Here is a 24,448-nt window from a genome sequence, read left to right on the forward strand (position 1 = left end):
GGGCATCTCGCGCGGACGGCTCACGCCCTGCCGGTGGTTTCGGCCTCGCAGGTGCCGACCAGGTAGCTGATCGCAGTCAGGAACCTCACGATGGCGAAGCCGGCGGGCCATGGCATCGCCCCGCGGGCTTCCATCCAGTCGAACCAGCGGGCGGCATGCCCGAGGACGGGGGCGAACAGCCGGGCAGGCATCTTCAAGCGGCGATGCAGCCGTGCATCAATCGAGGCGTAACCGAGCTTGCGATAGGCATCCGGGTGCTGCGTTGCGAACAGCCATGCGCTTTCCCGGCCGCATTGCCGCATCTTGTTCGACACCGAAAGCATGGAAACCCTGTCCAGGTGGCGAACCGTGGCATCGTGCGTCCAGGCGATGTCGCCGACTTCGGCCAGCCGCACCAGCAGGTCCCGGTCTTCGAAGCCGTAATGGCGGTAGCGCGGGTCGAAGCCGCCGACGCTGCGCAGCGCGCTCGTTCGGACCATCAGGTTTTGTGTGGAGCCGGTGTACGGCACGCCTCGTTCGTGCAGGCGCCGTCGCCGCTCCGACGCGGCGCGCTGGTAGCGGTCCCAGAAGCCGCCGTCGGTGCCGATCACCGGCCCCGTGCTCGCCACGCAGCCCTGTCTCAGGCTGTGCAGGTGCCGATCGAGGAAATCGGCTTCGACCGGTTCGCAATCGCAGTCCAGGAACATGATGGCCTCGCCCCGGGCCGCAGCGATCCCCTCCTGCCGCGCGGAGGACCGGCCGCGGTTTTCCTGCAATTCGATCAGCCGCACGCCTTCTGGCAGACAGGCACGCAGCCTCTCCGGGGTGTCATCCCCGGACCCGTCGTCAACGACGATGATCTCCGTGGCGGGATTGCCGGCAGACAGGGCCAGGATTCTGGCGGCTGCATTCAACGCGCGGTCCGCGTCCCGATAGACCGGAATCACGACGCTGAGGCGGGCGATCGGACTAGGTGCGGCCATCGCTGCGTGTGACGCGAAGTCTTGTGAACAGTTCGAGATGGCGGCCGGCCACCGCACCCAGTTCGAAGTTCGATTCGACGAGCCGACGGCAGGCCGCCCCCATCGCCGCGAGGCGGTCGGGGGGAGTGTCGAGGGCCTGCCTCAGGGCAGCTCGCAGCGAGGCCACGTCTTCCGGCGGCACGACCCAGCCACATTCGGCGTCAATGTAGCGGTCCAGGCCCTGGCACCTGCTGAGGAGCAGCGGCAGCCCCCGCTCCATCGCTTCCAGGCCGGCGTTCGACATGCCCTCGTACCGGGAGGGCAGCAGGAACAACTCGGCCCCGGCCAGCGCATCGCCGATCGCCTCCGGGGGCAGGCTGCCGACGAAGCGTATCCGCCCATGCCAGGGCGAGGCTCTGGCCATCGCCTCCAGCCTGTCCCGCTCCGGCCCGTCGCCGATGATGTGGATTTCCGGCCCATGTTCCGCAACCGGGATCCCCGCCAACGCCTCGATGAGCACATCCACCGCTTTTTGCGGCGTCAGCCGGCCGACCAGCACCCAGATCCGCCGGTCGTTCCTGCGCGGCGCCAGCGGGCGCACGGGGATGCCATTCGGAATGGTGGTGAAGTTGCGGCCGCTGAACCCGTTGGCGGTGAGTTCGGCGGCCAGGCCGGGCGCGATGAGATTGATGGCGTCAACGTGCCGGTCGAGCAACCGGACGATCCGGCGCCATCCCGGTACCGAGCGCAGGTGCGCGACGTCGCCGACTCCGCCAACGTTCGCGGGGGTCGCCACCACCGGGCAAGGCAGCAGATGCATCGCCTTGAGCAGCGCTGCCGTCGCCGCCGCCTCGCCCAGGAACCGGCAGTAGACCACGTCGGCCCAGCTCCGCATCCGCAGCAGCAGGACCGCCAGGGACAGAAAGTAGGACAACCCGCGCAGCCAGCGCCCGCTGCCATGGATGGTGCCGATGCGCGCGACCTGGATGCGATGCGCGCCGATCTCGACTTCCGCAGCACCCATCCTGCGGCCGATGCAGCGCACTTCGTGGCCGGCATCGAGCCAGGCATTGATCAGGCGGCATGCCTGCATCTCGGCACCGCCGCGAACGAAATGAGGCAGGTCGGAAATGACCAGGATGCGCATCAGCCTTCCACACCGAAGCGGCGCGCCCACGACAGGTACATGAGCACGCGCCACAGGATGTAGCCGGCATCCAGGTCGCCGGCCTGGTGCAGGCGCCACACCGTCCGCAGCCGATGGCCGTCCATTGCCGCGTCCAGGGAGGCCGGTCGTTCGGCCAGCAAGGATTCGGCCCAGTCTCGCAGGGCGCCGCGCAACCATTGGTCAATCGGCGGGGCGAAGCCCTGCTTCGGCCGGTCGAGCAAGGCCCTGGGCATATGCCGGTAGGCCACCTCGCGCAGCACGCGTTTGCCAATTTCCCGGTTGACCAGGTCGCGGTCGCGAAGGCGCCATGAGAATTCGACGACCGCCGGGTCGAGCATCGGAACGCGCGTTTCCAGGCTGGCTGACATTGATGCGCGGTCCACCTTCATCAGAATGTCGTTGGGCAGGTAATCCCGCTGGTCCGCCAGAAGCAGTTGACGCAAGGGCGAATGAGGGTGCCCGACGTCGGCAGCATCGGGATCGCAAGTCAGCTCGGACAACAGCCCCCAGTCGGGGCCGCCGATCTGCGACCGGCGCAGCGCTTCCAGATGCGTGCCCAGGTGACGGGCCGCGAGCTTGGCCAGGCGCATGCCCGCGTTCCCGGCGGGAATCGGGGGATGCGATCTGGCCAGGCGTTCCAGCAATGCCGAAAACCGCAGTCGCGCGGCGTTCGGCAGGTGCCTTTGCACCCGCCAATAACGCAGGATCGCAGGATAACGGGTATAGCCTGCGAACAACTCGTCGCCGCCGTCTCCGGTGAGCGCCACCGTCACATGCCTGCGCGCCAGACGCGAAACGAGCAGCGTCGGTATCTGCGACGGGTCTGCCAGCGGCTCGTCGAACAATTCTGGCAGGTCGGGCACGAGAGCCAGGGCCTCGCGGTCGCCGACGTACTGCTCGTGATGATCCGTGCCCAGGTGCCGGGCCACCGCGCGTGCGTGTGCGGCCTCGTCATGGGCAGGATCGTCGAATCCGATGGAGAACGTGCGGACCGGCCTGCTGCTGTGCCGCTGCATCAGCGCCACCACCAGCGACGAGTCGAACCCGCCGGACAAGAACGCTCCAAGCGGGACGTCGGCCACCATTTGCCGCTCGACCGCGCCGGACAGCAGGCGCTCGAGTTCGTTCGCGGCCGCGGTGAGCGGCCCGGCCCATGGCGTCTGCTGCCCGCGTTCCGCGACTTGATCTAGGCGCCAGTAGGCCTCCAGCCTGGGCGCGATCTCGCCCCATGCCCTCGGGGCCTGAAGGTCGTGCGCGTGCAGCCTCAGCATGCAGCCGGGCGGGAGCCTGTACACGTCCCGAACCATCGCGCCATGACCCGAGTGATAGCCCAGGTGGAGGAACTCGGACAGCGCGCGTGGATCCACCCTGGGCGCCCAGCCCGGATGGGCGGCCATGGCCTTGAGTTCGGAGGCGAACACGAAATCCGCCCCGATCCAGCCGAAGTACAGGGGCTTTTCCCCCATCCGGTCGCGGGCGAGGGTAAGGCTGCGGTCGCGCCTGTCCCACAGGGCGAATGCGAACATGCCGTGTGCCTGCTCGAGTGCGTGGGGCAGGCCCCAGGCCTCGATCGCGGCCAGCAGTACCTCGGTGTCGGAATGGCCGCGCCAGGGCGGTGAGGCGCGCTCCGCCTCCAGTCGGGCGCGAAGATCGGTGTGGTTGTAGATCTCGCCGTTGTAGACGAGCACGTAACGGCCGGTGGCAGAAACCATCGGCTGATGCCCCGCCGGCGAGATGTCGATGATGGACAGGCGCAGGTGCCCGAGGGACAGGCCGACCTCGGGATCCGCCCACAGTCCGCGGTCATCCGGGCCTCGATGGGCAATGCGCTCCAGCATCGCGGGCAGCACGTCCTGTGCCGCGAGCGAGCGAGAGAACAGGCCGGCCAACCCGCACATCAGTTCACATCCGCCATGACGGGCCGTTCGCAGCGGGCGTCCACGCCGTCGCTCCCTCGGTGATGACGATGCTGGTTGCGCCGAGGTCGGCCACCTCGGTCGGCCGGCTGCGCATCCGGCGAAGCGGCGAACGATTCGTGGGATCCACCAGTCTCGACAGGTCCGGGTTCATGATGCTCGGCGGCTGGCGCGCGTTCAGGAGTGGCTGTGGAGGGGCATGGCCGTTCGTGGCCCGAGATGCATCGGATCGAGCACTTCGAGATAGCGATCCACGATCTTTCCGAGTTCGAACCTGGCCAGGTGCTCGCCCGGGCTTGGGAAGGTCAACGTGCCGTCGAGAACCGCGAGCATCTGCCGGGCAAGGCTGTCGACGTCGCCGACAGGAACGATCGCGCCCAGGCGGCCGCCATCCAGGATCATGGCCACGGCATCCGAGCTGCAGGTGCTGACGATGGGGCAACCGTTCTGCAGTGCCTCCAGATGCACGTTGGGGAATCCTTCGTGTCGTGAACTGGATACGAACAGCCGGGCGCGCCGCATCCATGAGTGCGGGTCGTCGGAGTAACCCGGGAGCGCGACGTCTCGCGCCACCCCCAACGACTCCGCAAGCGACATCAGGGCCTGTCGTTCGGACCCTTCTCCGAGGATCACCAGGCGCGCTGAACGCTGCGCGCGTACCTGCGCGAAGGCGCGGATCAGGAGCGGGAAGTCCTTTTGCGGCTCGAGCCGCCCGCAGCCGAGGATCAACGGCGGGTCGCCGGTGTCCGCAGGGGCGCGCACGGGCGGATCGTCCCCGGGGAGGCTGGGATTCGGAATGACATGGATCTTCGACCGCGGGACTCGTGCTGCTTGCGCGATGTGGACGGCCAGGTCGTCGGACAGCGCGATCACGGCGTCGGCGCGGCCGTACAGCGAGCGCAATGCAGCGGCATTGACCATGGTGGTGAGCAACGACGGCGCCATCACCTCCTCGGCAGTCCAATTCGCCTCCCGTACCACGCAGCGCGTGGCCTTTCCGGCGAGGCGGCAGGCCAGCAGCGCTGCCAGGTTGGCTGCGAAGACCGACGACAACAGGACTTGCGGGCGCTCCCGGCGCAGATAGGACGCCAGCGCCGGTACTGCATGCAGCGGCTTGGCCCGACCGAGCGGGCGGTGGCGGACGCCGGCCGGGATACGGTTCTCCCAATGCCCGCCGGGCTGGGCGGTCACCACTTCGCAGCGGTAGCCGCGTTCGGCCAGCGCGCCGGCGATGGCCAGCAGCACCCGCTCGGCGCCACCGGCCGACAACCTGGGCAAGAAGATGCTGATGAGTGGCGAGGACATCGGGACAGGCTGCCAAAAAAGTCCGCGGTTCACTTGCCAAAGGGTCGTTTTCTGCCGGTGAACACCAGGGTTTGATCCCGGGTCAGCAGGCTGATGGCCACGAGTTGGTTCCTGATCCAGGCGAGCAGACGCCTTGGCAGGCCGAGGTCGGTCGTGTTCATGAAGGCCTGGCGATAGACGTGCAGATCGCGAAAGCGGTTTTCCAGGGTGGCATGGATCGCGGGAATGTCGAACGATCGGACGTGCCCGACCTTGTGGAAGACCTTGCCACAGTCAGGGCAGACGACCATGGATTGATCGAGGTCTTCCTTGTAGGGAACCGTCCCGAGGATCAGGCCATCGTCCTTGAGCACGCGCCTGATCTCGTCGAGGCCGCGGTCGAGCGTGTCATCGTCGAGGTGCTCGAGCACCTCGGACACGACGACCACGTCCACGCATGAATCGCGCAACGGGATCGCCTGGATCAGGCCGGTGACCGCATTGCGTCCGCCGCATGCGCGGGCCAGCGAGGCCGTGTCGGGATCCAGGCTGATGACCTCGTGGCCCAGCCCGGAGGCCAGCGCATCGAACTGGCCGGAGCCCACGCCGATATTGAGCACCGTGGATGCGGCCGGCAGTTTGCGGGCCAGGTGGAACAGCCGCGTGGCCGCGCCCGAGAACGATTCCGGGTGCTGGGTCTGGAAGTAATGCCAGATCCTGCCTTGCTTCATGCTCTCCCCACGGCGCGCCGGTGGCGATGGCGGTACAGGGCGATGCCGCCCGCGGCCACGACCAGGAGGTCGGTGGTTCCCAGCACGATCACCGCCCCCCAGGCCGAGAATACAGGGATTGCCGCCAACAACGCCCCGATCGAGGCCACTGCGGCCGACACTTCGATGCGGTTGCGGATCCGCTGCAAGTCGCTGGTGGTCAGGAGCGCGAGGGTCACTTGCCGCAGGCATGCCGCCACAAGCACCAGGCTCAATCCGCGCAGCAGGTCAACGGACGGCCGGAACTGTGTGCCCAGGAGCCAGGGCGCCAGCGGGGCGAGCAGCCAGAGCAGGATGGCCATCGGCAGGGCGTAAGCCAGGGCGGCGAGGACGAGCATGCGCGCGCCATGCGGCCGGCCGGTGGCCGCCGAGGAGCGGAACAGCCGCGGCACCGCGGCCAGCATCAGGGCGCCCACGGGCACCGCCGCGGCCTGCATGATCCTGTGCGCGGCCGCGTAGTGGCCGGTTTCCGCCGCGCCTGCCGAACGCAGCAGGATGGTCTTGTCCACTTCGCTGCCGACGGCGCTCGTCACGCCGGGCAGGACGTAGGGCAGGCCTTGGCGCAGATACCACAGGTCGGACCAGCGTGGCCGGGCGCAGCCATGGGGGGAGGCCACGGCATGCGCCGCCAGCGATGCGCAGAGCATCCCGCCCAGATAGAGCAGGGCGAAGCCGGTGATCGAGTCGTAGTCCAGCAGCAGCAGCGCCAGGGTCACGACCAATCGAACCGCCGGCGGCAGCGAAAGCAGCGCGCCGAACGCACCCATCCTCTCCTGCGACTGCAGCCGGTAGACCAGCGGCATCACGGCCGGCGCGGCGACCAGCTCGGCGAAGGCGAGCGCCGCGAGCGCGTCGGCCGGAACCTGGTCGCCGAGCAGCCAGACGCCAAGCGGCCAGGCCAGCAGGAAGGCGGCCAGGCCGGTGGCCAGATACACCGTGCGCGTTTGCGCGTAGACATCGGCCCCGGCACGGGCATCGCGGACACTGTCGCGCACCAGCGCCATGCCGGTGCCCATGCCGACGAATTGCGCGCAGGCGACGAACAGGGCGATGGTGCCGGCCAGCACACCGTAGCCATCGGCGCCGAACAGGCGTGCCAGGGCGACCAGATTCAGGGCCTGCAGGGCGATTCGCCACAGGTTCCATGCCACCGTGCAGGCGGTATTTCTGGCCAAGCCGCCCGGGCGCCACGCCAGCGCCCTGGCGAGCATCGTTTGCAACGTCATGCGGGCCCGCGCCTCCGGAATCATCGTTATGCTACGGCATTGGCTGTGCGGGCTCCTCCCGCGATTGCGCCCATGAACTTCCGACAGCTGGCTTACGGGTTGCTGAGTTATGTACCGGGCGCCGCTGACGCGCTGGTCGGAGCCACCGGCGGGACGTGTTCGGCGGATTATTGCTATTGCGTCTGGCTCAGGCACCTGGTCCTGGCACGCACGGGCGGCATGTCCGGGTTCCCGGCCGTGGTCGCGGAACTGGGGCCCGGGGACTCCATCGGCGTCGGGTTGGCGGCCTTGATATCCGGCGCCGAGCGGTACGTGGCACTGGATGCCGTGCCGCATGCCCGAGCATCGCGCAATCTGCAGATCTTCGACGAGCTGGTGCACCTCTTCCGGATGCGGGCACCGATCCCCGGGTTGGACCGGTTTCCGGAGATGCTGATCGGCCTGCCTTCGCTGGACTTTCCGCGCGACGTCCTGACCGACGCGCATATGGAGCGCGCGCTGGCGCCGGAGAGGATCGCGTGGTTGCGGCAGGTGGTGGCAGGCGCGGTGACCTCACCCTGCCTGGAGTACCACGCCCCCTGGAATCAGGTCGAGGAGCGCCACGCCGGGAGCGTGGATTTCCTGCTCTCCAATGCGGTGATGGAGCATGTGAACGATCTTGCCGACGCCTACCGTGCCGTCTGCCGTTGGCTGCGCCCGCAGGGCCATGCCAGCCATCAGATCGACTTCCGTTCACATGGGCTGTTCGCTGCCTGGGACGGGCACTGGGCCTGCCCGGATTGGCTCTGGGCGTTGTTCGTGGGCAGGCGGCCGTACCTGCTCAATCGGGAGCCGCTGTCCACGCACCTCCGTTTGTCGGAGGCGGCGGGCCTCGAGCTTGGCAAGCTGGTGACCGTGACGAGAGCGCCGGTTTCGCGCCGATTGGCAAGGCGCTTCCGCAACCTGTCGCCCGAGGATCGCGTGACCTGCGGCGCTTACCTGCTGGCTCGACGCGCATGAGACAGCCGGCCCGGGGCAGCCAGCCTCGACGGATGTGCGCCCGTCATCGCGGCGCAGCCGCCGCGGCACGATTCCGCCGTTCGGTGGCGATGAACCCCTTGATTTCCGCAATGCGGTAGCCGATCGGGAGGCCGTGAACCGCGGCGCGGCGTTCCAATTCCGACACTGCTGCCGCCGCCTGTTCCATGCGTCCGGCGTTCAGTTCCATGTACGCCAGGTCGAACAGGGCCTCGATGCCGCGCGGATTGGCCGTCGCGGCGCGCCGGTACCATGTGGCCGCCAGGGGCTCGTTGCCCTGTCTGCGGGCGACATAGGCGCGATACAGCCCGTAGCGCTCGGCGAGTTGCCCGTCTCCGGCGATCCGGGCCTTCAGGTAGCCCAGCTCCAGCAGCTTGCCGGCTTGGTCGGCTTCCAGTCCGTCGCAACGACCGGTGCTGTATTCCGCGGTCATGAAGCGCAGGTAGTCGGCGGCGCGCTCATCGTCCGGCTTGGTGCGCATGTCGGCGGCGATCGCCGCCCAGTCAACGGGATGGCCGGGGCGCGTGCACTGCTTGGCGGCATCCAGCAACAGCGTCCAGGTCTGGCCCTGGCGCAGCCGCTTGATCCGCTCGGTGAGCTCGTCGGCGCCGGGGGCGCCGATGCTGATGCGGCGGGACGCTTCGCCGAGCAGGGCGCGGAAGGAATCCGGGTGGTGGCGATACTCGGTCACGGTGAAGAGGTCGGCGCTCGACCAGGTATGGGCGCGATGAAGCGTGAGGCCGAACAGCGCCAGCAGGGGGATGGCCCATGCCGGGCGCGGGATGAAGGCGGCGCGCCGGGCTAGCCAGGCGGCGGCGACGGACACGCCGAGGGCGGGGCCGAACAGCGCAAGGTAATTGCGGTGCTCGTAGACCATCTCCAGCGGGAGCAGGGTTGACTCCAGCGCGTGCGCGGCCAGGAACCACAGCACGGTGAAGGCGAGGACGGGCCGCTGCTTCCGCTGCCAGAGTGCCACGCCCACCGCGATCCCCCAGGCGGCGACGGCTAGCCAGGCGGTGATGTCGGCCGGGCCATGGACGGGGTAGTCGTCGAGGTACAGCCCCATCCAGGGCAGATAGGGCACGAAGAAGAGCCGCAGGTAAAACCACAGCACGGTCGCCTGCGTCAGCAGGCGCTCGCCGGGCCCGAAGGCGCGCGCGACATAACCGCCCAGCACGAAGTCCGGGAACAGCGCGAGGATCGCCGCGCCGGCGAGCAGGGGCGCGAGCACCCCCGCCCACAGGAACGCGCGCAATGCGGGGGCGGCGAGCGGTTCGGGAGGGCGACGCGCCCACCAGAGGAAGATCAGCACCGCGCCCAGCAGGGGGACGAGGGCTCCGTTCTCTTTCGAGGCCAGCGCGAGTGTGGTGAAGGCCACGTAGCCGCTTGCCGCCAGTCCCGCGCGACGCCAGGAGAAGTCGCCCGAATTGAGCCAGCGCGCCAGGCACCACAGCGCGGCGAAGGTGAACAAGGCCGACAGCTGGGCCATCCGCTGCACCACGTAGAGCACCGTGCTGACTTGCAGGGGATGGAGGAGCCAGAGGGCGGCGGCGCCCAACGCCACGCCACGACGGCCAGCGGGCGTGGACTCCACGCGCAGCAACGCCAGCACTTCCAGCGCCAGCAGGAAGACCAGCCAGCCGCACAGGCCGTGGATGACCAGGTTGGTCAGCTTGTAGCCCCAGGGATCCAGCCCGCCTGTCCAGTAGTTCGCGGCGAAGCTCAGGTTGGACAGCGGCCGCCGCAGCAATCCGGACTCGTTGCGCACGGCGACATCCAGGGCTGCGTCCAGCGTGGCCGGCCCGACCCGGACTTGCGGGATGTTCGCATAGTCGTCGTGCAGGAACGGGCCGTCCAGCCCGGGCAGGAACGCCGCCAGGCAAGCGAGGATGAGCAGCAGCGGCAGGAGCGGGGCGAGCAGGCGGCGCATGCGCGGAGCTTACAAAAGGAAGCCCCGGCGAACCGGGGCTTCCGGGTGCTGCTGGTGTTACGAGGGTGTTACGAGCGGCAGGTCGCCGGCAGGTACTTGACCGCAGTGGCGGCGGTGCTGCCGGCCTTGCAGCGCCAGTCCACGTCCGAGGACGCGGTCACGGTCGGCGACAGCTGCGGCTGGATCGGCGTCACGGTCGAGCCGACCGCGGTCTCGTCCACGTCAATGTCGAAGCGGCCGCCGCTGTAGTTCAGGTAGCCATTGCAGTACTTGGTGTTGAAGTCGGAAGCATTCGCGATGGACGCGAAGGCGGACGGATAGCGGCCGTTGGAGATGCGGAACTCGCTGACGGCCAGCTTGACCGGCGCGGCGCCGTTGACACATTCGCCGACCTTGGCGCGGACGGTGTAGTCCTGATACGCCGGGATGGCGATGGCGAGCAGGATGCCGAGGATCGCGATGACGATCATCAGCTCGATCAGGGTGAAGCCTTGCATCTTCTTCATGGTGGTACCCCTTGATGAACAGCGTTAGCTAACGTGGAACCCGGGGTACGTCCCCCCGGGTTGCCGCTCCCCGGCGGCGTGTGGGCTGCCGGATGTGTGCTCCGGCTGCAGGGATAGGTTACGCAATCCCCGTGCCAGCGAGGCCATGGGGGTGAATCGTGATGGTGCCCGGATCCGAACCGTGACCGCCACGCGCATTTGCCCCTGCCTTCCCGGGCGCGATCGGCCGATCAGGTCAGGAAGTGACTCGAATCGTCACTGTGGCGGCTCGGGCAGGCGTCCGGCGAGGTCCGGCCAGGGATCCACGGGAATGGCCCGGAGCACTTCGCCGGTGCGCGCGTCCACGAGCATGGTAGCGCGGCCACGTCGGGCGACGATGGGCAGGTAGCGCACCGAGGCCGGGGCGCGCCCGAGCGCGCGGGCCGCGGCTTCGATGGCCCGTGCCGTCTCGGGGTAGGTGTCCTGCAGGGCATCCGGCGGCTGGCCGGCGCGGGCGAGGTCGCGGGCAACGGCGCCGTAATCGGCATAGTGGCGTGGCTTGCGGTGCAGGTCCTTGCCCGCCAGTCCTTCCATGATTGCCTGAAGCCGCTCTTCCGGCGTCACCGGCAGGGTGGCACCGACCAGGCGTGGCCCGGTGAGGCTCAGGGTGTGGAATTCGGGCTTGCGGCCGCGAATCAGGTCGGCCGGATCGAGTTCGTCGGCCAGGACCAGTTCGAAGCGGTCGAGCAGGCCGACCAGGAACACCGGCCGCGTCTGCCACATCATCCACAGGCCGTAGCCGAGCGCCGCCACTTGCAGCAGCGCGATCACCCCGAGGTCGAACTTCAGGTGCTTCTTGCCCGGCTTGAACACGAGCAGGGTGAGCAGCGGTCCGACGATGCCGGAGATCACGGCGGTGACGGCGAACAGGCGCACGGCGCCGGCGGCCTCCCACAGCCCGCGCGGATACCAGGTAGCGGCGAGTGTGAGGGCGAGGGCGGTGAACACCAAGGCGGTGATGCCCAGGTGCAGCACGAAGGCTTTCCAGCGTGTCATGCGGTGTGGTTCCCGGTGCGAGGCCAGAGGCTAACCCATGCCGCGCGGCTTGCGGCGCGGCCGCGCGTGCGCGGGCAGGCGCGTGTCCGGCTCAGTCGATCCCCAGCTTCTTCAACTTGTACCGCAACGCCCGGAACGTGATCCCCAGCTGCGCGGCGGCCTTGGTCTTGTTGTAGCGGTTGTCCTCGAGCGCCTGGAGGATGGCGTTGCGCTCGATCTCCTCGATGTAGCTGGGCAGGGCGGTGGTGAGGCTGTCGCGGGGGTCGGCGGTGCGGGGGTCGGGCAGGACCGGGACCGCGGGGCGGGGGGCGGGGGCCGCCGCGGTGGCGGGCACGGCCGGGGCGCGTTCGGGCAGGTGCAGGTCGCTGGCCTCGATGCGGTCGCCGTCGGCGAGGGCCAGGGCGCGCTCGAGCACGTTCTCCAGTTCGCGCACGTTGCCGGGGAAGGGGTAGTTGCGCAGGGTGGTCAGGGCCTCGGGGGTCAGCGCCGGCGCGGGCCGGCCCTGGGCCAGGGCCAGGCGGCGCAGGATCGCGTCGGCCAGGGCGGGCAGGTCCTCGCCGCGCTCGCGCAGCGGCGGGACGTGCAGTTCGATCACGTTGATGCGGTAGTACAGGTCGTGGCGGAAGCGGCCTTCGGCCACCAGCGCCGACAGGTTCTTGTGCGTGGCCGAGAGGATGCGCACGTCCACCGGCACCTCGGTGTTGGCGCCGACCGGGCGCACCGACTTCTCCTGGATCGCGCGCAGCAGCTTGACCTGCATCGGCAGCGGCAGCTCGGCCACCTCGTCCAGGAACAGGGTGCCGCCGTCGGCGGCCTGGAACAGGCCGGGCTTGTCGGCGTGGGCGCCGGTGAAGCTGCCCTTCTTGTGGCCGAAGAACTCGCTTTCCATCAGTTCGGCCGGGATCGCGCCGCAGTTGACCGGCACGAACGGGCCGGCCGCGCGCGGGCCCTGCTCGTGGATGGTGCGGGCGACCAGTTCCTTGCCCACGCCGGACTCGCCGGCGATGTACACCGGGGCCTGGCTGCGGGCGACCTTGGCGATGGTCTGCTTGAGTGCCTGGATCGCCGGCGAGGTGCCGATCAGGCGGGTGGCGAGGGCGTCGGCGCCGGCAGAGCCGCTGCGGCGGCGTTCGCCCAGGTCGAGCGCGTGCTTGACCAGGCCGCGCAGCACGTTCAGGTCCACCGGCTTGCTGACGAAGTCGAAGGCGCCGGCCTTGAGCGCCTCCACCGCGGTCTCGACCCGGCCGAAGGCGGTGATCATGGCCACCGGAGTGTTGGGGTGCTTCTGGCTGATCTCGGCCACCAGCTCGATGCCGCTGCCGTCGGGCAGGCGCATGTCGGTCAGGCAGAAGTCGTAGTGGCGGCTCGCGAGCTGGGCGCGGGCCTCGGCCAGGGTGGCGGCGGTGTCGGTGCGCAGGCCCATGCGGCCGAGGGTGAGCACCAGCAGTTCGCGGATGTCGCGTTCGTCGTCAACGATCAGGGCGCTGCGGGTTTCAGTCATCCGTTCACCTTAGCGCGGCGGGGCGGGGCGGGCCAACCCGGCGCCGGGGCGGCGATCAGCCCGGCAGCAGCGAATGCGGGGCCGGCAGGCGGATGCGGAAGCAACTGCCGCCGCCGGGAACCGGGACGTAGTCCAGGCTGGCCTGGTTGGCGTGGCACAGCTCGCGGGCGATGTAGAGCCCCAGGCCGGTGCCGTGTCCGGAGGTGGTGAAGAAGGGGCGGAACAGTTGCGGCACCACCGCCTCGGGGATGCCGGGGCCGCGGTCCATGACGTCTATCTGCGGGCCGTTCTCGGCGCCCACGCGCAGGGTCACCCGCGCCGGCTCGCCGGGCAGGCGGCCGTAGGTGAGAGCGTTGTGCACCAGCGCGGTCAGCACCTGGTGCAACTGGCGCGGGTCGGCCAGGGCGGTGACCGAGGGCACCGCCGCGGCCACCTGCAGGGTGTCGTTCTCCAGCGGGTGGCCGGCGCGGTAGTCCTCGACGAAGCGGCGCACGAACCCGACCAGCTCCACGTGCTCGGGCTGCGCCGGTTCGCGCCGGGCCAGGCCGAGCACGTTCTCGACGATGCCGTTCATGCGCTGGGTCTGCTGGTGCACGATCTCGAGCAGGCGCCGGTCGGCGTCGCGGATGTCCTGCGATTCCTCCAGCAGCTGGGTGGCGTAGCTGATCGCGGCGAGCGGGTTGCGGATCTCGTGCGCCAGGCTGGCCGAGAAGCGGCCCAGGGTGGCCAGGGTCATGGTCTCGGCGCGGCGCGAGAGCAGCGAGGTGTCGTCCAGGAACACCAGGGTCTGGTCCGAGTCGGCGAGCAGGCGGGTGAAGCGGGGCACCACATCCGGCAGGTCGGGCGCGAGCCGCAGCGGCGTGGTGTCCGAGAGCCCGTCGCGGCGCCAGCGTTCCAGCCGCCGCGCCAGCTCCGGCGCGGCCAGGTCGAGCGGGGCGCGCGCGGCGTCCTTGCCCAGCAGCAGCATCGCCGCCTCGTTGGCCAGGCGGATCTGGTTGTCGCGGTCCACCAGCAGCACGCCGGTGCGCATGCGGCGGATGATCAGTTCGCTGACCTCGGCCAGGTTCGCCGCCTCGGCGCCGCGCCGTTCGGCCAGCGCCTGCGAGGAGCGCATCTGCCGGCCGAGCAGATGGGTGAGCGTGGCCACCGCGAGGTAGCTGACCGCGAACATCAGCAGCTCCGCCAGCGGGCGCTCGGCGGCGTTGTGCGCCAGCCGCGTCCAGATGTGCTCGCCGATCAGCGCCGCCGCGGCCACACCGGCCATGCCCAGCCCCTGCCGCAGCGGCAGCAGCAGCGCGGCGGCGCCGACGTTGAACAGCAGCATCATCGCGATGCCCGAGCCGGAGTCGGGCAGGGCGTGCACGGCCAGGGTCGCGGCGACGATGTCGGCGGCGATGCCCCACTGCGCCTGCGTCTCCAGCCGGCCGCGGCGGCCGGTGAGCAGCAGCCCCAGCGCGGCCAGCAGGTAGCCGGTGGCGACCACGCGGCCGAGCAGGGGGTGCTGCGGTTCGCCGACCAGCGCACCGGCGGGGCCGAACAGCACCAGCGCCAGCAGCGCCGCCTCCAGCACCCGGTACAGGGTGAAGAAGTACAGCTCGCGGCGCAGCGCGTCGTGGAGGCCGGCGGGAGTGGAGGAGCGCGGCACGCGGTGGTCCGGTGAGGGCGTGGGGCCAGTATGCCAACAGCCCCGCTTCCGGCCCGTCCCCGGCCGCTTTTGCCCGCGTAGACCGCATCGGCGACAATACCGCCCCCCTTCGCGCCGCCCGGCCGGACCTCCGGCCCGATCGCACGCGCGGGCTTTCCTTCCCCTTGCTGGTGACGCATGAACTTCCACGAATATCAGGCCAAGCAGTTGTTCGCCGAATACGGCATCGCGGTGCCGCCGGGGCGCGTGGCGCGCACGCCGGAGGAGGCCGTGGACGCGGCCAAGGCCATCGGCGGCGATTTCTGGGTGGTGAAGGCGCAGATCCACGCCGGCGGCCGCGGCAAGGCCGGCGGCGTCAAGCTCGCCCGCAGCCTGGACGAGGTGCGCGAGCATGCCAAGGCGATGCTCGGCACGCGCATGGCCACCTACCAGAGCGCGGGCCGCGCGCTGCCGGTGGATGCGGTGCTGGTGACCCAGGCCACCGACATCGCCAAGGAGCTGTACCTGTCGGTGCTGGTGGACCGCGCGAGCAAGAGCATCACCTTCATCGCCTCGAGCGAAGGCGGCGTGGAGATCGAGAAGACCGCGGAGGAGAACCCCGACGCGATCCGCACCCTGCACATCAACTACGTGCAGGGCCTGCAGCCGTACCAGTGCCGCGAGATGGGCTTCGGCCTGGGCCTGAACGCCAAGCAGGTGACCCAGCTCACGAAGATCATGCTGGGCCTGTACAAGCTGTTCAACGACAAGGACCTGTCGCTGGTCGAGCTCAATCCGCTGGCGATCCTCAAGAACGGCGACCTGGCCGTGCTCGACGGCAAGGTCAACTCCGACGACAACGCCACCTTCCGCCACCCCGAGCTGGCGGCGATGCGCGACATCCGCCAGGAGGACGAGACCGAGGTGCTGGCCAGCCAGCACGACCTCAACTACGTGACCATGGACGGCAACATCGGCTGCATGGTCAACGGCGCCGGCCTGGCGATGGCGACGATGGACGTCATCAAGCTCAACGGCGGCGCGCCGGCCAACTTCCTCGACGTCGGCGGCGGCGCCAACCGCGAGCGCGTCACCGAGGCCTTCAAGCTGATCCTGCGCGACCCGGACGTGAGGGCGATCTTCGTCAACATCTTCGGCGGCATCGTCCGCTGCGACATGATCGCCGAGGGCATCATCGCCGCGGTCAAGGAAGTGGACGTCAAGGTGCCGGTGGTGGTGCGCCTGGAAGGCACCAACGTGGATGCGGGCAAGGCGCTGCTGAAGAACAGCGGCCTGGCGATCATCCCCGCCGACGACATCAACGACGGCGCGAAGAAGGCCGTCGCCGCGGCGCAGCAGGCCGCCTGATCCCGCAACCGCAGGGCGGGCCGCGGCCCGCCTCCAGAATGAAGACGCGGCGGGCCAGGCCCGCCCCACAGGACTTCGAACCATGTCGGTACTCGTCAACAGCAGCACCCGTGTCATCGTCCAGGGCTTCACCGGCCAGCAGGGCACCTTCCACGCCGAGCAGATGCTCGAGTACGGCACCAAGGTGGTCGGCGGCGTGACCCCGGGCAAGGGCGGCACCGAGCACCTCGGCCTGCCGGTGTTCAACACCGTGGCCGACGCGGTCGCCGAAACCGGCGCCGACGCCTCGGTCATCTACGTGCCGCCGGCGTTCGCGGCCGACGCGATCCTGGAGGCGGCCGACGCCGGCATCCGGGTCATCGTCGCCATCACCGAGGGCATCCCCGTGCTCGACATGCTGCGCGTGAAGAACGTGCTGCGCGGCTACGACGACGTGGTGCTGATCGGCCCCAACTGCCCGGGCATCATCACCCCGGGCGAGTGCAAGATCGGCATCATGCCGGGCCACATCCACAAGCCGGGCAAGGTCGGCATCGTCTCGCGCTCGGGCACGCTCACCTACGAGGCGGTCAAGCAGACCACCGACGTCGGCCTGGGCCAGTCCACCTGCATCGGCATCGGCGGCGACCCGATCCAGGGCATGAACTTCGTGGACGCCCTCAGGCTGTTCCAGGACGACCCGCAGACCGAGGGCATCATCATGGTCGGCGAGATCGGCGGCAGCGCCGAGGAGGAGGCCGCCGAGTTCATCGCCGAGTACGTGACCAAGCCGGTGGTCGGCTTCATCGCCGGCGCCTCGGCGCCCGCGGGCAAGCGCATGGGCCACGCCGGTGCGATCGCCTCCGGCGGCAAGGGCACCGCCGCGGGCAAGTTCGCCGCGCTGGAGCAGGCCGGCGTGACCACGGTGAAGTCGCCCGGCGACCTCGGCGCGGCGATCGCACAGCGGCTCAAGGGCTGAACCCGCGCCGCCCGCCTGATGCAAGGGCCGCCTCCGGGCGGCCCTTGCGTTCTTGTGTGCTCCCGCTCCAGTCCGGTCCGGCGCAGCGCGCCGGGCGTTCGCATGACCTGCGCGGCGGGGCCGCGCAAGCGGGGAGGCTGCCATGCATCTTCCGGGCTGATCTCCTTCCCCCGCTTGCGGGGGAAGGTCGGGATGGGGGCGCGGCATTTCCCGATATCCGCTGCTCTCGTTCACCCTCCACTCTTCCTGCATATCCGAGAGGACTGGAGCCGCAACGCATGCGCAGGGGTCGGAAACGGGATGTCGCGCGCGGACTGCGTCGTGCGATGACGGATGCCGAGCGATCGCTGTGGAGGCATCTGCGCCAGCGACAGGTGCTTGGGCACAAGTTCCGGCGACAACATCCGATCGGTCCCTGCATCGCGGATTTCGTTTGCCTGGAAGCCACACTGGTCGTGGAAGTGGATGGCGGCCAGCACATGGGCAGCGACGGTGATCGGCGACGTGATGCGCATTTGCGCAAGCGGGGATTCCGGGTGCTGCGGTTCTGGAATGACGAGGTGCTGGGGAATGCCGATGGTGTCTGGTGGGCGATTGCGGTAGCGCTGTCGGGGCACGAGAACTTCCATATCTCGTGTTGACCATCGGCGATGCCCCCTCTATCTTGTGGTCGTCGCTGGTGCCGACCCCGCCAGGGGAAGGCTGAAATGGGAATCCGGTGCGGCCTGTCGCCCCCAAGGGGCGGGGCCAATTCCGGAGCTGCCCCGCAGCGGTAACCGGGAACGACCCGCGTCATCAGGCACTGGCCAGGCACACGGCCGGGAAGCGACGCGCAGTAGGCCAGGCGGCACCCGCCGCTCCGCCCGGAAGCCCGAAGACCTGCCGCGACCGGACGTCGTGCCGACGTCCGCCTGGCCAGGCGTTCCTCGCGGGAGGACGCGGTCGCAGCGCGGGCGGGGGCCGTCCGCGTTCCGTCCTTGCCTGCCGCGCGCAACGCCGGCTCGCCCGAGGGGGCGAGGGCCGGTGCTCGCGCGGCGGAGCTTCGGGCTCGCCGCGTGTCGCGCCGCTTTCGCTTCCTCTCCACCCATCTGGAGAGGACAGCCGCATGCATTCCCTGACCGAAACCGACCTGGCGCAGGCCGTCCGGCGCGACGCCGGCGCGCCCGCGCCCGAACCGCGCGCCGCGCCATCCGCGTTCCAGCTGACCCCGCCGCACGCGCCGGCGACCATGACCGTCACCAAGCGCGACGGCCGCCGCGAGCCGGTGGACGTGAACAAGATCGTGCGCGCGGTGCAGCGCTGGGCGTTCGGGCTCGACGAGATCGACCCGATGCGGGTGGCGCTCAAGACCATCGCCGGCATCTACGACGGCGCCACCACCCGCGAGCTGGACGAGCTCTCGATCCGCACCGCCGCCGCCTTCACCGCCGAGGAGCCGCAGTACGCGCGTCTGGCCGCGCGCCTGCTCGGCGCCTATATCGACAAGGAGGTGACCGGCCTGGGCGTGCATTCGTTCTCGCAGTCCATCGCCCTCGGCCACGAACTGGGCCTGATCGGCGACCGCGTGCGCGAGACGGTGCAGGCCCATGCGCGCAAGTTCAACGACGCGGTGGATCCGGCGCAGACCCTGCGCTTCGAATACTTCGGCCTGCGCACCCTGTACGACCGCTATCTGCTGCGCCATCCGCACCGGCGCTGCGTGATCGAGACCCCGCAGCAGTTCTTCATGCGCATCGCGGTGGCGCTGGCCGAGACCCCGACCGAGGCGCTGGAGCTGTACCGGCTGATGTCCTCGCTCGACTACCTGCCGAGCTCGCCGACCCTGTTCAACGCCGGCACCCGCCACGAGCAGTTGTCCTCGTGCTTCCTGCTCGACTCGCCGCAGGACACGCTGGCCGACATCTACGCCCGCTACGGCGAGGTCGCGCAGCTGTCCAAGTTCAGCGGCGGGATCGGCCTGTCGTACTCGCGCGTCCGCGCGCGCGGGGCGCTGATCCGCTCCACCAACGGCCGCAGCAACGGCATCGTGCCGTGGCTGAAGACCCTGGACGCCTCGGTGGCCGCGGTGAACCAGGGCGGCAAGCGCAAGGGCGCGGCCTGCATCTACCTGGAGACCTGGCACGCCGACATCGAGGAATTCCTGGAGCTGCGCGACAACACCGGCGACGAGATGCGCCGCACCCATCACCTGAACCTGGCCAACTGGGTGCCGGACCTGTTCATGCGCCGGGTGGAGGCCGACGCGCCGTGGTCGCTGTTCGACCCGGGCACGGTGCCGGAGCTCCCGGACCTGTGGGGCGAGGCCTTCGAGCGCGCCTACGAGCAGGCCGAGCGCCAGGGCCTGGCGGTGAAGACGCTGCCCGCGCGCGAGCTGTACGCGCGGATGATGAAGACCCTGGGCGAGACCGGCAATGGCTGGATGACGTTCAAGGACGCCGCCAACCGCACCTGCAACCAGGTCGGCCCGGGGCGCGTGGTGCACCTGTCGAACCTGTGCACCGAGATCCTGGAGGTGACGTCGCGGGACGAGACCGCGGTGTGCAACCTCGGCTCGATCAACCTCGGCCAGCACCTGCGTACCGACGAGGACGGCAAACCCGCCTTCGATTTCGATCGCCTGGCCGAGACCGTGCGCATCGCGGTGCGCCAGCTCGACCGGGTGATCGACCTCAACTTCTATCCGATCGAGTCGGCGCGCCGCTCCAACCTGCGCTGGCGGCCGGTGGGGCTGGGGGTGATGGGCCTGCAGGACGTGTTCTTCCGGCTGCGTCTGCCGTTCGACTCGGCCGAGGCGCTGGCGCTGTCGTCGAAGATCGCCGAGCGCATCTACCGCCATGCGCTGGAGACCTCGTGCGAGCTGGCCGAACGGCACGGCCCGCACCCGGCCTTCGCCGAGACCCGCGCCGCGCAGGGGCTGCTGCAGTTCGACCTGTGGGGCGTGGCGCCGGGCGAGCCGGAGGCGTGGGCGGCGCTGAAGGCGCGCATCGCCCGCCACGGCCTGCGCAACTCGCTGCTGGTGGCGATCGCGCCCACCGCCACCATCGCCTCGATCGCCGGCTGCTACGAGTGCATCGAGCCGCAGGTGAGCAACCTGTTCAAGCGCGAGACGCTTTCCGGCGATTTCCTCCAGGTCAACCGCTACCTGGTGGAGGAACTGAAGAAGCTGGGCCTGTGGACCGCGGAGGTGCGCGATGCGATCAAGCTCGCCGAAGGCTCGATCCAGGACGTGCCGGGCATCCCCGACGCGCTCAAGGCGATCTACCGCACCGCGTGGGAGCTGCCGCAGAAGGCGCTGATCGACCTGGCCGCCGCGCGCGGGCCGTACCTGGACCAGTCGCAGTCGCTGAACCTGTTCATGGAGAGCCCTAGCATCGGCCGGCTCTCGTCCATGTACATGTACGCGTGGAAGCGCGGCCTGAAGACCACCTACTACCTGCGTTCGCGTCCGGCCACGCGCATCGCCAAGGCCACGGTGGGCGCGGCGGCCACGCCGCGGCAGGCGCTGGCCTGTTCGCTCGAGAACCCGGAAAGCTGCGAGGCCTGCCAGTAGCCGACGGCCACGACGTTCCATGCGGCGCGGGGTGCCAGGACGGCCCCGCACAGGACGTGCCCCGCGCCGCTCCCTGTTTTTTCCCGCGGAGATCCCGATGGCACCGCACCTGCTCGACCCCGGCTTCGAACTCACCCTGCGGCCGATGCGCTACCCGCAGTTCTACGAGATGTACCGCGCCGCGATCCGCAACACCTGGACCGTGGAGGAGATCGACTTCGGCATCGACGTCAACGACCTGCGCCACAAGCTGGCCCCGGCCGACCGGCACCTGGTCGAACGGCTGGTGGCGTTCTTCGCCACCGGCGACTCGATCGTGGCCAACAACCTGGTGCTGAACCTGTACCAGCACGTCAACGCGCCCGAGGCGCGCATGTACCTGTCGCGGCAGCTGTTCGAGGAGGCGCTGCACGTGCAGTTCTACCTGACCCTGCTGGATGCCTACATCCCCGACCCGGCGCGCCGCGCCGAGGCGTTCGCCGCGGTGGAGAACATCCCCTCGATCCAGGCGAAGGCGGCGTTCTGCTTCCGCTGGATGGACTCGATCCGGGAGCTGCAGCGGCTGGAGACGCCGGCGCAGCGGCGCGCGTTCCTGCTCAACCTGATCTGCTTCGCCTGCTGCATCGAGGGCCTGTTCTTCTTCGCCGCCTTCGCCTATGTCTGGTTCCTGCGCTCGCGCGGGTTGCTGCCGGGGCTGGCGGCGGGCACCAACTGGGTGTTCCGCGACGAGTCCGGGCACATGGCCTTCGCCTTCGAGGTGATCCGCACCGTGCGCGCGGAGGAGCCGGGGCTGTTCGACGCGGGGATGGAGCGCGAGGTGCGGGCGATGCTGCACGAGGCGGTGGCGGTGGAGGCCGCGTTCGCCGACGACGTGCTCTCGGGCGGGCCGCTTCAAGAAGGCGTGCTCGGGCTGTCGCCGGCCGAGATGCGCCAGTACCTGCAGTACGTGGCCGACCTGCGCCTGGCCGCGCTCGGGCTGGCGCCGGAGTTCGGCGCGCGCAACCCGTTCCCGTTCCTGGACCTGCAGGACGTGCAGGAGCTGACCAACTTCTTCGAGCGGCGGGTGTCGGCCTACCAGGTCGGGATCGGCGGCGAGGTGGCGTTCGAAGAGGCGTTCTGAGGGCGGGTACACTGCGCGCCTGGTGGTCTGACAGAGGTACCGCATGACGCTCCGCATCGCCCTGGCGCAGTTCGATTTCCCGGTGGGGGCGGTGGCGTCCAACGCCGAGCGGATCGCGGCGATGATCGGGCAGGCGCGCGACGAGTTCGGCGCCGACCTGGTGGTGTTCCCGGAGCTGGCGCTGTCGGGCTATCCGCCGGAGGACCTGCTGCTGCGGCCGGCGTTCCTGGCCGACTGCGAGGCGGCGATGCGGCGCATCGCCCCGGCCGCGCGCGGCATCACCGCGGTGGTCGGCTGGCCGCAGGCGGCCGGCGCGATCGTGTACAACGCCGCCAGCGTGCTGCAGGACGGGCGCATCGCCCACACCTACCGCAAGCGCGAGCTGCCCAACTACGCGGTGTTCGACGAGCGCCGCTACTTCGACGTGGACCCCGACCGCGAGGACTGCGTGTTCGAGGTCGAGGGCACGCCGGTCGGGTTGCTGATCTGCGAGGACCTGTGGTTCCCCGAGCCGCTGGCCGGCACGGTGCGCGCCGGGGCGCAGCTGGTGGTGGTGCCCAACGCCTCGCCGTTCGAGCGCGACAAGCACGCCCAGCGCGACCGCCTGCTGGCCGAACGTGCCGGCGAGAGCGGGGCGGCGATCGCCTACCTGAACCTGGTCGGCGGCCAGGACGCACTGGTGTTCGACGGCGCCTCGGTGCTGGCCGACGGCGACGGCACCGTGCACCCGGCCGCGGCCGCGTTCCTGGACCAGTGGCTGGTGGCCGACTTCGATCCGGCCACGCGCCGCTTCGCGCCGGTGCAGTGGATCGTGGACGGCGACGAGAGCCGCGACGCGCTGGCCTGGCGCGCGGTGGTGCGCGGGCTGCAGGACTACTGCCGCAAGAACGGCTTCGACAAGGTCTGGCTCGGGCTGTCGGGCGGGGTGGACTCGGCGCTGGTGCTGGCGCTGGCGGTGGACGCGCTCGGCGCCGACCACGTCACCGCGGTGCGGCTGCCCTCGCGCTACACCGCGGCGCTGTCCAACGACCTGGCCGAGGCGCAGTGCCGCACGCTCGGCGTGCGCCTGCTGACGGTGCCGATCGAGCGGCCGTTCCAGGGCTTCCTGGACGCGCTGGCGGAACCGTTCGCGGGCCGGCCGGCGGACGTGACCGAGGAGAACCTGCAGTCGCGCTGCCGCGGCGCGATCCTGATGGCGCTGGCCAACAAGTTCGGCGGGCTGCTGCTGACCACCGGCAACAAGAGCGAGTACGCGGTCGGCTACGCCACCATCTACGGCGACATGTGCGGCGGCTACGCGCCGCTGAAGGACCTGTACAAGACCGAGGTGTACGCGCTGGCGCGCTGGCGCAACACGGTCGGCGGCACGCCGGTGATCCCCGAGGGCGTGATCGTGCGCCCGCCGTCGGCGGAGCTGCGCGAGAACCAGACCGACCAGGATTCGCTGCCGCCCTACGACGTGCTCGACGCGATCCTGCTCCGGCACGTGGACCAGGAGCAGTCGCGCGAGGAGATCGTGGCCGCCGGCTTCGACGCCGCCACCGTGGACAAGGTGCTGCGGCTGGTGCGGATCAGCGAGTGGAAGCGGCACCAGGCCGCGCCGGGGCCGAAGGTGTCGCGGCGCGCGTTCGGGCGCGAGCGGCGCTATCCGATCAGCAACGGCTACGCCGGCTGAGGCGCGGTGATCGGCACCGCGCGGCCGCTGACGCGGATGCCGCCGCGTGCGCCGATGCCGACCGTGAGCAGGCTCGGCCGGCCCATGTCCTCGCCCTGCACGATGGTCACCGTCGCCGGCGGCGTCACCAGCCCGAGCGTGCGCAGGTAGGCGCCGAACGCGGCCGCGGCCGCGCCGGTGGCCGGGTCCTCGACCACGCCGCCGACCGGGAACGGATCGCGGGCGTGGAAGCGCACCGGCGTCTCGCGCCAGACCAGGTGCACGGTGGTCAGGTCGTGGGCCAGCATCGTCGCCTGCAGCGCGGCGAAGTCGTAGTCGAGCCGGCGCAGGCGCTCGCGGGTGCGCGCGGCCAGCACCAGGTGGCGTGCGCCGGCGTAGGCCACCCGCGGCGGCAGCGCGGGATCGAGTTCGTCGGCGTGCCAGCGCAGGGCCGCCAGGGCCGGTGCGAGCAGCGTGTCCGGGGCCGGCTCGACATGCGGTTCGACGCTGGTCAGGGTCGCGCGGGTGCGGCCGTCCTCGCGCGTGGTTTCCACCAGGACCTCGCCGTTGCGGGTGCGAAAGCGGAGCAGGCCAGGGCCCTCGCGCTCGGCGATCGCGACCGCGGCGGCGATGGTGGCGTGGCCGCAGAACGGCACTTCCGCGAGCGGGCTGAAGTAGCGCACGTCGTGGATGCCGTCGCCCTGCGGGCAAAGGAAGGCGGTTTCCGAATAACCGAGTTCGGCGGCGATGGCGCGCATCGCGGCCGCGTCCAGGCCGGTGGCGTCGGGCACCACGCCGGCGGGGTTGCCGCCGTCGGCGCGTTCGGTGAAGGCGGCGTAGCGCAGGATCTCGGGCATCGCGCGGCGTTCCGGATGGGGGC

General features: G+C 70.1%; 20 protein-coding genes and 1 riboswitch. Of the genes, 7 read left to right on the forward strand and 13 right to left on the reverse strand.

From position 1 onward, the window contains the following. Positions 1-20: 20 nt before the first annotated feature. From FPV26_RS09175 to FPV26_RS09200, 7 genes are read right to left on the reverse strand one after another with little or no spacing between them, the layout of a single operon-like run. Positions 21-962: a glycosyltransferase family 2 protein gene (locus FPV26_RS09175; RefSeq protein ID WP_147653586.1), complete on the reverse strand. Its 942-nt coding sequence runs from the start codon at positions 960-962 to the stop codon at positions 21-23. Further along, a complete protein-coding gene (locus FPV26_RS09180) occupies positions 949-2,088 on the reverse strand; it encodes a glycosyltransferase family 4 protein (protein ID WP_147653587.1) in 1,140 nt (379 codons plus the stop codon). Before FPV26_RS09180 ends, FPV26_RS09175 begins: the two co-directional genes overlap by 14 nt. Then, entirely contained in the window at positions 2,088-4,007 is a 1,920-nt protein-coding gene (gene asnB, locus FPV26_RS09185) for an asparagine synthase (glutamine-hydrolyzing) (protein WP_147653588.1), read from the reverse strand. The genes FPV26_RS09180 and asnB overlap by 1 nt, the downstream gene beginning before the upstream one ends. A gap of 4 nt (positions 4,008-4,011) precedes the next feature. Next, positions 4,012-4,179: a hypothetical protein gene (locus tag FPV26_RS12650; protein ID WP_181952613.1), complete on the reverse strand. Its 168-nt coding sequence runs from the start codon at positions 4,177-4,179 to the stop codon at positions 4,012-4,014. Between the two features lie 23 nt (positions 4,180-4,202). After that, a complete protein-coding gene (locus tag FPV26_RS09190) occupies positions 4,203-5,330 on the reverse strand; it encodes a glycosyltransferase (protein ID WP_147653589.1) in 1,128 nt (375 codons plus the stop codon). Between the two features lie 29 nt (positions 5,331-5,359). Beyond that, on the reverse strand, positions 5,360-6,040 hold the full coding sequence (locus FPV26_RS09195) for a class I SAM-dependent methyltransferase (RefSeq protein ID WP_181952614.1): 681 nt from the start codon (positions 6,038-6,040) through the stop codon (positions 5,360-5,362). After that, positions 6,037-7,329, reverse strand: a complete 1,293-nt coding sequence (locus tag FPV26_RS09200) for a lipopolysaccharide biosynthesis protein (protein ID WP_181952615.1) — start codon at positions 7,327-7,329, stop codon at positions 6,037-6,039. The genes FPV26_RS09195 and FPV26_RS09200 overlap by 4 nt, the downstream gene beginning before the upstream one ends. Positions 7,330-7,377: 48 nt before the next feature. On the opposite strand from FPV26_RS09200, the gene FPV26_RS09205 reads away from it, so the two are divergent. Continuing rightward, positions 7,378-8,304, forward strand: a complete 927-nt coding sequence (locus FPV26_RS09205) for a methyltransferase domain-containing protein (protein WP_147653637.1) — start codon at positions 7,378-7,380, stop codon at positions 8,302-8,304. 43 nt (positions 8,305-8,347) lie between these two features. On the opposite strand, the gene FPV26_RS09210 is transcribed toward FPV26_RS09205, so the two are convergent. From FPV26_RS09210 to FPV26_RS09230, 5 genes are all read right to left on the reverse strand, one after another. After that, on the reverse strand, positions 8,348-10,252 hold the full coding sequence (locus FPV26_RS09210) for a tetratricopeptide repeat protein (RefSeq protein WP_147653592.1): 1,905 nt from the start codon (positions 10,250-10,252) through the stop codon (positions 8,348-8,350). Positions 10,253-10,320: 68 nt separating this feature from the next. Then, positions 10,321-10,758, reverse strand: a complete 438-nt coding sequence (locus tag FPV26_RS09215) for a pilin (RefSeq protein ID WP_147653593.1) — start codon at positions 10,756-10,758, stop codon at positions 10,321-10,323. Positions 10,759-11,013: 255 nt separating this feature from the next. Further along, positions 11,014-11,793, reverse strand: a complete 780-nt coding sequence (gene tfpZ / locus FPV26_RS09220) for a TfpX/TfpZ family type IV pilin accessory protein (protein WP_147653594.1) — start codon at positions 11,791-11,793, stop codon at positions 11,014-11,016. 91 nt (positions 11,794-11,884) lie between these two features. Further along, on the reverse strand, positions 11,885-13,294 hold the full coding sequence (locus FPV26_RS09225) for a sigma-54-dependent transcriptional regulator (protein WP_147653595.1): 1,410 nt from the start codon (positions 13,292-13,294) through the stop codon (positions 11,885-11,887). 55 nt (positions 13,295-13,349) lie between these two features. Further along, positions 13,350-14,939, reverse strand: a complete 1,590-nt coding sequence (locus FPV26_RS09230; protein WP_147653596.1) for a sensor histidine kinase — start codon at positions 14,937-14,939, stop codon at positions 13,350-13,352. Positions 14,940-15,116: 177 nt separating this feature from the next. Between FPV26_RS09230 and sucC the strand changes: the two genes are divergently transcribed. The 6 genes from sucC (at position 15,117) to FPV26_RS09260 (ending at position 23,589) form a co-directional block, all read left to right on the forward strand. Further along, a complete protein-coding gene (gene sucC / locus FPV26_RS09235) occupies positions 15,117-16,286 on the forward strand; it encodes an ADP-forming succinate--CoA ligase subunit beta (protein WP_147653597.1) in 1,170 nt (389 codons plus the stop codon). 82 nt (positions 16,287-16,368) lie between these two features. Next, the gene (sucD, locus tag FPV26_RS09240) at positions 16,369-17,244 is read left to right on the forward strand and encodes a succinate--CoA ligase subunit alpha (RefSeq protein WP_147653598.1); all 876 of its coding nucleotides are present in this window, start codon (positions 16,369-16,371) and stop codon (positions 17,242-17,244) included. A gap of 278 nt (positions 17,245-17,522) precedes the next feature. Then, entirely contained in the window at positions 17,523-17,885 is a 363-nt protein-coding gene (locus FPV26_RS09245) for a DUF559 domain-containing protein (RefSeq protein ID WP_147653599.1), read from the forward strand. A gap of 18 nt (positions 17,886-17,903) precedes the next feature. Next, a riboswitch (cobalamin riboswitch) is annotated at positions 17,904-18,145 on the forward strand. A 327-nt stretch (positions 18,146-18,472) separates the two neighbouring features. After that, on the forward strand, positions 18,473-20,794 hold the full coding sequence (locus FPV26_RS09250; protein WP_147653638.1) for a ribonucleoside-diphosphate reductase subunit alpha: 2,322 nt from the start codon (positions 18,473-18,475) through the stop codon (positions 20,792-20,794). Positions 20,795-20,891: 97 nt separating this feature from the next. Then, positions 20,892-21,914, forward strand: coding sequence for a ribonucleotide-diphosphate reductase subunit beta (locus FPV26_RS09255; protein ID WP_147653600.1), 1,023 nt, complete (start codon positions 20,892-20,894; stop codon positions 21,912-21,914). 43 nt (positions 21,915-21,957) lie between these two features. Further along, positions 21,958-23,589 (forward strand): NAD+ synthase, encoded by a 1,632-nt coding sequence (locus FPV26_RS09260; protein ID WP_147653601.1) that lies wholly within the window; start codon positions 21,958-21,960, stop codon positions 23,587-23,589. Here the strand turns inward: FPV26_RS09260 and FPV26_RS09265 are convergent. Continuing rightward, the gene (locus tag FPV26_RS09265; protein ID WP_147653602.1) at positions 23,577-24,425 is read right to left on the reverse strand and encodes a PhzF family phenazine biosynthesis protein; all 849 of its coding nucleotides are present in this window, start codon (positions 24,423-24,425) and stop codon (positions 23,577-23,579) included. The two genes, FPV26_RS09260 and FPV26_RS09265, sit on opposite strands and share 13 nt — an antisense overlap. Positions 24,426-24,448: the final 23 nt, after the last annotated feature.

Source organism: Vulcaniibacterium gelatinicum (genome assembly GCF_008033445.1).
GTDB lineage: Bacteria > Pseudomonadota > Gammaproteobacteria > Xanthomonadales > Xanthomonadaceae > Vulcaniibacterium_B > Vulcaniibacterium_B gelatinicum.